The organism is Actinacidiphila sp. bgisy160 (genome assembly GCF_057707815.1).
In genome coordinates, this window is sequence record NZ_JBYIQW010000002.1 from 229,917 (window position 1) to 239,313 (window position 9,397).

13 protein-coding genes are annotated in these 9,397 nt (G+C 74.0%); 4 read left to right on the top strand and 9 right to left on the bottom strand.

Going from position 1 to position 9,397, the window contains the following annotated elements:
• Window positions 1-52: 52 nt before the first annotated feature.
• Both nagA and AC3EUJ_RS03820 read right to left on the bottom strand, forming a co-directional pair.
• Window positions 53-1,246, bottom strand: a complete 1,194-nt coding sequence (gene nagA / locus AC3EUJ_RS03815; protein ID WP_431959463.1) for an N-acetylglucosamine-6-phosphate deacetylase — start codon at window positions 1,244-1,246, stop codon at window positions 53-55.
• A complete protein-coding gene (locus AC3EUJ_RS03820) occupies window positions 1,189-2,103 on the bottom strand; it encodes an ROK family protein (protein WP_431959464.1) in 915 nt (304 codons plus the stop codon). The genes nagA and AC3EUJ_RS03820 overlap by 58 nt, the downstream gene beginning before the upstream one ends.
• 222 nt (window positions 2,104-2,325) lie before the next feature.
• On the opposite strand from AC3EUJ_RS03820, the gene AC3EUJ_RS03825 reads away from it, so the two are divergent.
• Window positions 2,326-2,586 (top strand): DUF3263 domain-containing protein, encoded by a 261-nt coding sequence (locus tag AC3EUJ_RS03825; protein WP_431959465.1) that lies wholly within the window; start codon window positions 2,326-2,328, stop codon window positions 2,584-2,586.
• Window positions 2,587-2,783: 197 nt separating this feature from the next.
• Complete coding sequence (gene otsB / locus AC3EUJ_RS03830; protein ID WP_431959466.1) at window positions 2,784-3,680, top strand: trehalose-phosphatase; 897 nt, start codon at window positions 2,784-2,786, stop codon at window positions 3,678-3,680.
• 20 nt (window positions 3,681-3,700) lie between these two features.
• Here otsB and AC3EUJ_RS03835 read toward each other — a convergent pair whose 3' ends face one another.
• Both AC3EUJ_RS03835 and AC3EUJ_RS03840 read right to left on the bottom strand, forming a co-directional pair.
• A complete protein-coding gene (locus tag AC3EUJ_RS03835) occupies window positions 3,701-4,366 on the bottom strand; it encodes a response regulator (protein WP_431959597.1) in 666 nt (221 codons plus the stop codon).
• Between the two features lie 2 nt (window positions 4,367-4,368).
• Entirely contained in the window at window positions 4,369-5,466 is a 1,098-nt protein-coding gene (locus AC3EUJ_RS03840) for a sensor histidine kinase (protein WP_431959467.1), read from the bottom strand.
• A gap of 134 nt (window positions 5,467-5,600) precedes the next feature.
• Between AC3EUJ_RS03840 and AC3EUJ_RS03845 the strand changes: the two genes are divergently transcribed.
• A complete protein-coding gene (locus AC3EUJ_RS03845; RefSeq protein ID WP_431959468.1) occupies window positions 5,601-5,813 on the top strand; it encodes a hypothetical protein in 213 nt (70 codons plus the stop codon).
• Window positions 5,814-5,892: 79 nt separating this feature from the next.
• Here the strand turns inward: AC3EUJ_RS03845 and AC3EUJ_RS03850 are convergent, their stop codons facing one another.
• The 3 genes from AC3EUJ_RS03850 to AC3EUJ_RS03860 form a co-directional block, all read right to left on the bottom strand.
• Window positions 5,893-6,306: a hypothetical protein gene (locus tag AC3EUJ_RS03850; protein ID WP_488180938.1), complete on the bottom strand. Its 414-nt coding sequence runs from the start codon at window positions 6,304-6,306 to the stop codon at window positions 5,893-5,895.
• A 295-nt stretch (window positions 6,307-6,601) separates the two neighbouring features.
• A complete protein-coding gene (locus AC3EUJ_RS03855; protein ID WP_431959470.1) occupies window positions 6,602-7,018 on the bottom strand; it encodes a PIN domain nuclease in 417 nt (138 codons plus the stop codon).
• The gene (locus AC3EUJ_RS03860; RefSeq protein WP_026251179.1) at window positions 7,015-7,230 is read right to left on the bottom strand and encodes a type II toxin-antitoxin system VapB family antitoxin; all 216 of its coding nucleotides are present in this window, start codon (window positions 7,228-7,230) and stop codon (window positions 7,015-7,017) included. Before AC3EUJ_RS03860 ends, AC3EUJ_RS03855 begins: the two co-directional genes overlap by 4 nt.
• A gap of 398 nt (window positions 7,231-7,628) precedes the next feature.
• On the opposite strand from AC3EUJ_RS03860, the gene AC3EUJ_RS03865 reads away from it, so the two are divergent.
• On the top strand, window positions 7,629-7,979 hold the full coding sequence (locus AC3EUJ_RS03865) for a hypothetical protein (RefSeq protein WP_431959471.1): 351 nt from the start codon (window positions 7,629-7,631) through the stop codon (window positions 7,977-7,979).
• 317 nt (window positions 7,980-8,296) lie between these two features.
• On the opposite strand, the gene AC3EUJ_RS03870 is transcribed toward AC3EUJ_RS03865, so the two are convergent.
• Complete coding sequence (locus AC3EUJ_RS03870) at window positions 8,297-8,497, bottom strand: DUF397 domain-containing protein (protein ID WP_431959472.1); 201 nt, start codon at window positions 8,495-8,497, stop codon at window positions 8,297-8,299.
• Complete coding sequence (locus AC3EUJ_RS03875) at window positions 8,494-9,309, bottom strand: helix-turn-helix domain-containing protein (protein WP_431959473.1); 816 nt, start codon at window positions 9,307-9,309, stop codon at window positions 8,494-8,496. The genes AC3EUJ_RS03870 and AC3EUJ_RS03875 overlap by 4 nt, the downstream gene beginning before the upstream one ends.
• Window positions 9,310-9,397 lie beyond the last annotated feature (88 nt).

Below are 9,397 nucleotides of genomic sequence, written 5' to 3' on the forward strand. Positions count from 1 at the left end.
GGATCATGCCAAAGGAACGCCCGGAGGCACAGACCCCGCCGCCGGGGGCAGGTCAGGGCTCGACGACCCAGCTGCCCTTCCGCATCACACCCACCAGGTCGAACGACGCGTCCAGGACCACCAGGTCGGCGTCCTTGCCCGGCTCCAGGGAGCCGATCCGGTCGTACGCGTCCAGCAGCCGCGCCGGGTTGGCGCTCAGCGCGCGCACGGCGTCGCCGACGGGCAGCCCGTCCAGGGTGACCGCCCGCTTGAAGGCGGTGTCCAGGGTGAGCGTGGACCCCGCGATGGACCCGCCCTCGACGAGCCGGGCGACGCCGTCGACGACGTCGACCTCCATCGGGCCCAGCAGGTAGCGGCCGTCGCCGAAGCCGGCCGCGTCCATGGCATCGGTGATGAAGGCGACCCGGTCGGCGCCGGCGCTGCGGAACGCCAGCTCCAGGACGGCCGGGTGGAGGTGGACGCCGTCGTTGATGAGCTCGACGGTGACCCGCTCGTCCTCCAGCAGCGCGGCGATCGGGCCGGGTTCGCGGTGCAGCAGCGGCGGCATGGCGTTGAACAGGTGCGTGGCCACGGTCGCGCCCGCCTCGACGGCCTTCAAGGTGGCCTCGTACGCGGCGTCGGTGTGGCCGACGGCCGCGATGACGCCGTGCTCCGCCAGCATCCGCACCGAGTCGAGCCCGCCGGGCAGTTCGGGGGCGAGGGTCACCATGCGCCCGGTACCCCGGGCGGCGTCGAGCAGCTTGCGCACGTCTGAGGGGTGCGGCTCCCGCAGCAGCGAGGGCTTGTGCGCCCCGCACCGGTGCGGGGAGATGAACGGCCCCTCGAAGTGGATGCCGGCCAGGTCGCCCTGCTCGACCAGTTCGGACAGCATCCCGGCCTGCCGGGACAGGTCGTCCAGGTCCCCGGTCACCGTCGAGGCGAGCAGGGTCGTGGTGCCGTGCCGCCGGTGGGTCCCGACGCCGGTGAGGACGGCCTCGGCGTCACCGGAGGAGAAGGACGCGCCGCCGCCGCCGTGCACGTGGATGTCGACGAAGCCGGGGACGATCCAGTGCCCGCTCAGGTCGCGGGTGGACGCCTGGAGCGGGTCGTTCGCGACGATCGAGCGGCCCTCTACGGTCACCCGGCCGTCCTCGACCACGCCGTCCGGCAGCACCACATGGGCACCGGTCAGCACGCTAGTTGCCGCAGTCAAGCGGTCACCTCCACGGAGAGAAGATCCCAGGCGAGCAGCCCTGCGCCCAGGCATCCGGCGGTGTCCCCGAGGGCCGCCGGCACGATGAGGGGGAGTTGCTGGAAGGTCAGCCGCCGCTCGACGGCGGCCCGCAGCGGCACGAAGAGGGTGTCGCCGGCCTCGGCCAGCCCGCCGCCCACGATCAGCGTTCCCGGGGTCATCAGGGTGATCCCGGTGACCAGGCCGTCGGCGAGGGCGGCGACGACCTCGTCCCACACGGCCGCCGCGCGGGGGTCGCCCGCTTCGACGGCGGCGGCGCAGCCGGCGGCGCCGGCGTCCGGGCCGCCGCCCGCGGCCTCCCAGACGCGGGCCACGGCGGCGGCGGAGGCCGCCGTCTCCAGGCAGCCCCGCTGGCCGCAGCCGCAGGCCGGGCCGCCGGGGCGGACGACGATGTGCCCGAGCTCGGTGGCCTCGACACGGCCCTCGATGCCGATCGCCCCGGCGATGCCGGTGCCCAGCGCCACGAACAGGAAGCGCTCGGCGCCCCGCCCCGCGCCCAGCCGGCCCTCGGCGAGGCCACCGGCGCGCACGTCGTGGCCGAGGGCGACGGGGGTGCCGTCGAGCCGGCGGGTGAGCAGGTCACGCAGGGGCGCGTCACGCCAGCCGAGGTTGGCGGAGTAGACCGCGACGCCGGCCCGCTCGTCGACGAGCCCGGGCACGGCGACACCGGCCGCGGCGGCGGGCTCGCCGTAAGCGCTTTCGCCGTACGTCCGCAGCTCCGCGGCGAAGTCGAGCACGGAATCGGCCACGGCGCCCGGGCCGCGCTCCCGGCCGGTCGGGCGGCGCGCCTGGTGCAGCAGCGTGCCGTCCGCCGCGACCAGGGCGGCCTTCATGCCGGTGCCGCCCACATCGAGGGCGATGACGTGTCTCACGGGGGACAGTGTCGCGCGGTACCCCGCAAAAGGTCTAGTCCACTCGCCGAAAGAGATCGCGCACCGCGTGTGCGTGGGCGCCAGGTGGCGCGGTGGGAGAAAGGCTTGAGTGGTGTAGACCTCATGGAGACGGCGGGGTGGGTACTCAGCGTCACCGTCGAAGCGCTCGGTGCATCCGGTGACGGGAGGCAGGGGTGACCGGGACGCGGATATGGTTGTCGGATGGAACGGGACGAGGCCGGGGCGGACGCCCCCGCGGACGGGCTGACGGAGCAGGACCGCGCCGTCCTCGACATCGCCCGCCGCGCCTGGGCCGGCCCCGGCGCGAAGGAACGGGCCATCCGTGAACGCCTCGGCATCTCCCCCACGCGCTACTACCAGCTCCTGAACGCCCTCCTCGACGACCCCCGTGCCCTCGCGCACGACCCCGTGACGGTCAACCGCCTCCGCCGCACCCGGGACACCCACCGCACCACCCGCTGACGCCTCCGGCGGTGACCGGCTGCCCGGAGGTACGGGTGCTCGGGCCCGGCTGTCCTGCCGCTCGTCGAGGCCGAGGAAGTGCCGCAGGACACGCGGCGTCAGCTTCTCGCACACCGACCGGCCCCGAGGACACCGCCAAGGGCGGGATGCTTCCGTACGCCGGGCATGCCCCCCGCAGGGGTCGGTATGGTCGGGGCATGAGCCGCAGCCGCAGGGACGAACTGCCGGTACCCACGACCCCCGAGGGTAAGGACGGCCTCGCCGCACTGCTCGCCGAGCCCCGCAGGGCCGTGCTGGCCCTGGACTTCGACGGGACGCTCGCGCCGATCGTGCCGGACCCGGACGCCGCGCGGGCGCACCCCCGGGCGGCTGCCGCGCTGGCCCGGCTGGCGCCGCGGATCGGGTCCGTCGTGGTCGTGACGGGCCGTCCCGCCGGCGTGGCCGTGCGGTACGGGGGCTTCGCCGGCGTGCCGGCCCTGGAGCGCATGGTCGTGCTGGGCCACTACGGCGCCGAGCGCTGGGACGCCCGTTCCGGCGAGGTCAAGGCGCCCGGCGCGCACCCCGGGGTCAACGCGGTGCGCGCGGAACTGCCGGGCGTGCTGGACGCGATCGGGGCGTGGCGGGGCACGTGGGTGGAGGACAAGGGCCGCGCGGTGGCCGTCCACACGCGCCGCACGGAGGATCCGCAGGCCGCGTTCGAGGTGCTGAGCGGACCGTTGCGCGATCTGGCCGACCGGCACGGGCTGATCGTGGAGCCCGGCCGGATGGTGCTGGAGCTGCGGCCGCCCGGGATGGACAAGGGCGTGGCCCTCAACGACTACCTGCGGGAGGTCGGCGCCGGTCCCGTGCTGTACGCCGGTGACGACCTGGGCGACCTGGCCGCGTTCGGGGCGGTGGAGAAGCGGCGCGCCGACGGCCTCCCCGGTGTGCTGGTGTGCAGCGGCAGCGCGGAGGTGGCCGAACTGGCCGCCCGGGCCGACCTCGTCGTGGACGGCCCGGAGGGCGTCGTCGCGCTGGTCGACGCCCTCGCGGACGCCCTGGAGGAGCGGGACGCTCGAGGCGGTGCCGAGACCCGGCCGCCGGTCGGGGACTGAACCGCGGAACCGTCGAGGTGTCAGTCCCGGCCGGGGGTGCCCGCGTCGTGGACGAGGAGGGCGATCTGCACCCGGTTGTTCAGGCCGAGCTTGCCGAGGATGCGGGAGACGTGGGTCTTCACCGTCGGCACGCTCATGTGGAGCCCGGCCGCGATCTCCGCGTTGGACCGGCCCTCCCCGATGGCGAGGGCCACCTCGTGCTCCCGCCCGCCCAGCGAAGCGAGCCTGCGCCGGGCGGCGGCCCGCACGCCCCGCGTCTCGGCGTCGGAGCCGGCGACCTGCGCGATCAGCTGCCGGGTCACCGCGGGGGACAGCACCGGTTCGCCGGCCGCCACCTTCCGTACCGCCTCGACGATCTCGCGCGGCGCCGTGTCCTTCAGGACGAACCCGGCGGCACCCGCGCGCAGCGCCCGCAGCACGTGCTCGTCGGTGTTGAAGGTGGTCAGCACGATCACCTCCGGCGCGCCCGGCACGGCCCGCAGCGCCTCGGTGGCGGCGAGGCCGTCCACGGTGGGCATGCGGATGTCCATCAGCACCACGTCGGGGGAGTGCTCCCGGACCAGCGCCGCCACCTGGCCGCCGTCGGCGGCCTCGGCGACGACCTCGACGTCCGGCGCCCCGCCCAGCATCATCCGCAGCCCCGCCCGCACCAGCGGGTCGTCGTCCACCAGCAGCAGCCGCACCATCCTCACGCCGCCCACGGTAGCCAGGCGCGCAGCCGGAAGTCCCCGCCGGACCGGCCGTGTTCCAGGTCGCCCCCGGCGAGCGAGGCCCGCTCCGTCAGCCCGATCAGCCCCTGCCCGGCGCCGGGGATGGCGGGCACCACGGCCGCCGCGGCCGGCACCGGGTTGCTGACCTCGACCGTCAGCCCCCGCGCGGGACCGCCGGCGAGCCGCACGGTCACCTCCGCGCCGGGGGCGTGCTTGCGGGCGTTGGTCAGCCCCTCCTGCACGATCCGGTACGCCGTGCGCCCGGAGGCGGCGGGCGCCGCCGACACGGCGGTGCCGTCCGCCTCCAGCACGATCCGCATCCCGGCGTCCCGTGACTCCTCCACCAGCCGCGGCACGTCCGCCAGCGTGGGCTGCGGCCGTCCGGCCGCCCCGTCCGCGGTACCGGCCCCGTCCGGCTCGCGCAGGACGCCGATGATGCCGCGCAGGTCGTCCAGCGCCTGGTGCGCGCTCTCCCGGATCACCGCGGCGGCCCGCTCGATCTCCGCGGGCGACGCCCCCGGGTGGAACTCCAGGGCGCCCGCGTGGACGCTCAGCAGCGACAGCCGGTGCGCCAGCACGTCGTGCATCTCCCGCGCCATCTCCTCGCGGGCCTGCCGCCGCCCGCGCTCGGCGTACGAGGCCAGCAACTGGCGCCGGGAGCGGACGTAGAGTCCCCAGCCGATCGAGCCGACCATGATCACGAAGAAGGTCATCGCCGAGCCGGTCTCCGGCAGGTCCGGGTCGGGGCCCCGCGCCACGAACAGCGGCAGCGGCGCGAACGCCAGGGCCGCCACCCAGGCCGTCGTGCGCAGCGGCCGGTACGCCGCCACGGTGAAGACCGCCACCGCGGTCGGCCCGCCGACCAGGTGCGCGAACCACCCCGTCACCAGCAGCACCACCGCCAGCCGCACCGGCCACCGCCGCCGCAGGAACAGCGCCGCGCACGCGGCCGCGCCGACCGCCTGCTCGACGGGCCCGACCGTCGCGCCCACCCCGTCCACGGACAGCACGGAGAAGGCCGCCGCACCGAGGAAGACCGCGATGTCGGCGACGATGTCCTTCCGTACGCGTCGCATTCCTCCGAATGTACGGTCCCGTGGCGCGGGCACCAGCCCCGCGCCCCAAGTCGATACCTTCGGACGACAACCCGCGCGGGATCGGCGACTTTCGCCGACAGCCGGGGCGGGTGGGCGCTCCCTAACCTCGTGGCATGAAGGGTTTCCTCGGGTTCCTCGGCTTCGTGCTGCTCTCCCAGGGCATCGGCGGCATCGCCTACCAGCTCACCGGCGGCTGGTTCCGGCTGTGGGCGCTGACGCACCGGATCGGCTTCCTGGACGGCTACGAGATCTACGTGTGCGTCCTCCTGGTCGTCCTGGGCGTCGCGGTCCTCCGCGCGGCGGAGTCGGCGGGCAAGCGCTCCTGACGGTGTGGGACACAGGCCCGCCCCGGCCTCCCGTCGTGAGCGCTGGAGGCCGGGGCGGTGGCACACGCGGGGGGCGGATCTACCAGTTGTTGTTGTCCCGGACGATGGCGCCGCACTCCACGAAGGCACGGACGGTGCCGGCTCCCGTCGCCGGCGGCGTGGCGGGGTCGGGATTGGTGACGGTGACTGTCCAGCCGTCGCCGGACCGCTGACTCGTGAGCACCCTGATACCGGTGACCACGTTCGGGGGGGTGGACGAGACATCGGACCTGTCGGTGATGGTGAAGCCGCCGCCCGTGACCTCGGTGCGCGAGGGGCAGTTCGCGGTGACCGACAACGATGCGGTGCCGGGTGGCACCTGTGCGAGCGCCGAGAAGTACTCGCGGGTCCTCAACCGCCCGAGGTTGTCGCGGTTGCCGCCGCCCTTGACGGTGTTTCCGGCGGCGGCGTCGTCGGCGACCGCGGCGGTGCGCGCGGTGGCGGTGGTGTTCATCGGGCCAACGAATGCGGTGGTCGTGACGACCGCGGCAGCGACCGTCATGGCTCCGGCGACGCCCCAAAGCACCTTACGACGGGGTCGACCGGACATGGCCTTCTTCGCTCGTATGTTCATCTCTCTGCCTTCGAAGATGACGGAAGGAGCTCGCTCCGGATCGAAGCGATTGGGGCCATCGTTACCTTGTGCGACGCGTTCCGCACTTTGGGTGACCGGAGAGGGTGAACGTCCGGGTACGGCCATCTGACGGAGCGACGGCAGTCGGGGCGTCAGATGGGCGTCGGGCGGGGCGTCAGGCGGCCGTGCCGGACGGGACCACCCAGCGCACGGGCTGGCCGGTCACGGCGGCGATCATGTCGAAGTCGCCGTCGTAGTGCAGGACAGTCGCGCCGTGCCGTTCCGCGGTCGCCGCGATGATCAGATCCGCCGGGGAAAGTGCCTTCCAGTTCCCGGCGGCAATGAGGTGTGTCTGCACGTCCAGTGCGCGGTCCCAGGCCTCGTCCGGCGTGGGCAGCCAGTCGAAACCCCGCATGCCATCTCGGATGCGGTCTGCGTCCGCCTTGGACCGTGCGCTGTGGAGCACCTCCAGTTCGACGGCCCCGCAGACGGCGAGCAATCCGGCGTTGTGGAGGGGTTCGATCACGGCCCTCACCGACGGTTTCGGGTAACGGGCGAGAGCGGACTTGTCGATGAGGAAGCGATCTCTCATGCGGCTCGATGCGGGTCGTGCGCCGCCCCGGCCTCGCCGGTGAGGCCGGGAAGTCCGCCGTCCGCCAGCCAGTCGAGGAACGAGGCGCGCTTGCGGCGCTTGATCGCGTCTTCCAAGGCGGCGTTCACGGTGGCGACTTTGGTCGTGGTGCCGAAGATCTCGGCTGCCTCCGCCAGCATCTGGTCGTCGACGTCGATGACGGTACGGGTCATGCGGGCCTCCTCGGGCATGGATGCTTCCTCCTAAGATATCAAATTGGGTCTCAGTCGATATCGGCGGACGCCCGTGCCCTCGCGCCGGGCCGCTGCCGCACGATGCCCGCGCGGACCAGGGCGGCGCCACGCCGCGCACCTGACGGGGCGTCGGCAAGCCGGCCGAGAGCAGGCGCGGCGGTGGCGCAGGGCGGGCAGGGACCGGTGCGGCCGGGGGGCAGCGGGTCGCCGCAGCCGGGGCATTCGGGGAGCGGGGCCGCCGGGGCGGCGGGGTCGCGGGCGGGGCGCGGCGCCGGGAGCTTGTCGCGCAGGCGGCGGGCGATGAAGCCGGCGGGGGAGTGGACGGCGCGGGGCAGCCCGGAGGACAGGGCGGTCCCCAGTTCCAGCTCGCTCGCGCCGTGTGCCAGCCAGCGGGCGGCGAGCGGGGCCAGCCGGGCGCCTCGGCGACGCCGAGGGCGAGCCTGGCCTCCCGCCGCCCGAGGCGGTGCAGCGCGGCCGCCGCGCGGGCGACCAGCGGCTCGTCGGCGGCGGGCTCGGGGTGGGAGGTGTTCTCCTCCTCCCTGTTCTCCCCCTTGGGGGAGGCGCCGACGGCCCGTACGGACGGCGCACCGGCGGTCGGGATGCTGCCGCCCGGTGCCGCGAAGGCCGCCTCGATCGCGGCGGGGTCGCGCAACGGCACGTTGGAGACGAGCACCCGGGTGGTCCAGCGGCCGGTCTCGGGGCTCTGCGTGCGGCGGGTGTGCACATAGCCCTCCGCCTCCAGCTGCTGCCGGGCCCGGCGCAGGGCGACGCGCCCCTCGGGCATCTTCTCGCCGATGGACTGCAGGGTCTCCCGGGACCCCTCCGGGAGGGAGAGCGCCCACTGCAGCAGCCGTACGGCGGTGCCGTTCAGCCGCGGATGGCGGATGAGGTCGTTCGGCGTCTGGGAGAAGAAACGGGTCGGCGGGATAGCATGACGGATCATGTGCGGGGCTCCCTTTAAGCCTCGTGGATGTAGGCCCCCGGCCGGTGTTGGCGCACCACTGGGGGCCGCTTCATGCGCTGGGCACGAAGGGTGATCGATCGGTTACTCTACCGGTGTCCCGGTGGTGTGTGCGACGAAGGCGACGAACGCCGTCCACGCCTCGTCGGTGAAGGCCAGAGCGGGCCCGGCGGGGTCCTTGGAGTCCCGCACGTGCACGGCTCCCGGGGCATGGGCGACCTCGACGCAGTCGCCGCCCTCGCTGCCGCTGTGACTGCTTTTGAACCAGGCGAGTCGGGATGTCATAGCTCCCCCGCAATCTGCTCGATCACTCTGGCGGAGTCCCCCACGCTGAGGGCCTGTGAGCGGATCATCGCATAGCGCTGGTGGAGTTTGCTGACCTCTTCCCGGCCGTCCACCAGCACGCTGCGGCCCTGGACTTCGAGATAGGCGAGCAGCCGCAGATCCGGGGTCTCCAGCAGCGACATGGGCCCGTCGAAGCCCGCGTGCGCCTCATGGGAGAGCGGCATGACCTGGACCGTGACGTGGCGCAGCGCCGCGACCTCCAGCAGCCGCTCCAACTGGCGCCGGTGCACGGCCCGTCCGCCGACCGGGCGCCGCAGCACCCACTCCTCGACGACGAAGGCGAGCTGCGGTGCCGGGGCGCGGGTCAGCAGCGACTGCCGGGCCAGCCGGGCCCGGACCCGGCGCTCGACCTCCTCCGCCTCCAGCGTCGGGCAGTAGGCGCCGAGCACCACGCGGGCGTACTCCTCGCTCTGCAGCAGGCCGTTGATGACGTGGGTGTCGTATTTGTAGAGGCTCACCGCCGCCCGCTCCAGTTCCGCGTACTCCTCGAACCAGGAGGGGAACTGGGCCCGTTCCAGATGGCGCGCCGCGGACCGCAGCACCCCGCCGCCGTCCCCGAGCAGGATCCCCGCCCTCTCCACGAACGCGGGCGGCGGCATCCGCTCGCCGCGTTCGATCTTCACGACGAGAGACTTCGAATACCCCACATGCGCGGCCAGTTCGTCGGTCGAGACCCCGCGGGCCTCCCGCAGCGACCGTGCCACGGAGCCGAACATCCGCATGCTGGCCGAGCCCTCGCACTTCGCGGACACGGCACCACCTCCCCGGTACACACGCCGTACACAGCCGCGGACCCGCCCCTGCACAGCTGATTCGGGGTCAGATCCGCCCTGGCCAGGC

What these genes read in the sequence shown, in the direction of transcription:
- nagA (WP_431959463.1), bottom strand. Translation starts at nt 1,246, where the DNA reads ATGCCTGGGCGCAGGGCTGCTCGCCTGGGATCTTCTCTCCGTGGAGGT.
- AC3EUJ_RS03825 (WP_431959465.1), top strand. Translation starts at nt 2,326, where the DNA reads ATGGAACGGGACGAGGCCGGGGCGGACGCCCCCGCGGACGGGCTGACG.
- otsB (WP_431959466.1), top strand. Translation starts at nt 2,784, where the DNA reads ATGAGCCGCAGCCGCAGGGACGAACTGCCGGTACCCACGACCCCCGAG.
- AC3EUJ_RS03835 (WP_431959597.1), bottom strand. Translation starts at nt 4,366, where the DNA reads ATGGTGCGGCTGCTGCTGGTGGACGACGACCCGCTGGTGCGGGCGGGG.
- AC3EUJ_RS03840 (WP_431959467.1), bottom strand. Translation starts at nt 5,466, where the DNA reads ATGCGACGCGTACGGAAGGACATCGTCGCCGACATCGCGGTCTTCCTC.
- AC3EUJ_RS03845 (WP_431959468.1), top strand. Translation starts at nt 5,601, where the DNA reads ATGAAGGGTTTCCTCGGGTTCCTCGGCTTCGTGCTGCTCTCCCAGGGC.
- AC3EUJ_RS03850 (WP_488180938.1), bottom strand. Translation starts at nt 6,306, where the DNA reads ATGAACACCACCGCCACCGCGCGCACCGCCGCGGTCGCCGACGACGCC.
- AC3EUJ_RS03855 (WP_431959470.1), bottom strand. Translation starts at nt 7,018, where the DNA reads ATGAGAGATCGCTTCCTCATCGACAAGTCCGCTCTCGCCCGTTACCCG.
- AC3EUJ_RS03860 (WP_026251179.1), bottom strand. Translation starts at nt 7,230, where the DNA reads ATGACCCGTACCGTCATCGACGTCGACGACCAGATGCTGGCGGAGGCA.
- AC3EUJ_RS03870 (WP_431959472.1), bottom strand. Translation starts at nt 8,497, where the DNA reads ATGACATCCCGACTCGCCTGGTTCAAAAGCAGTCACAGCGGCAGCGAG.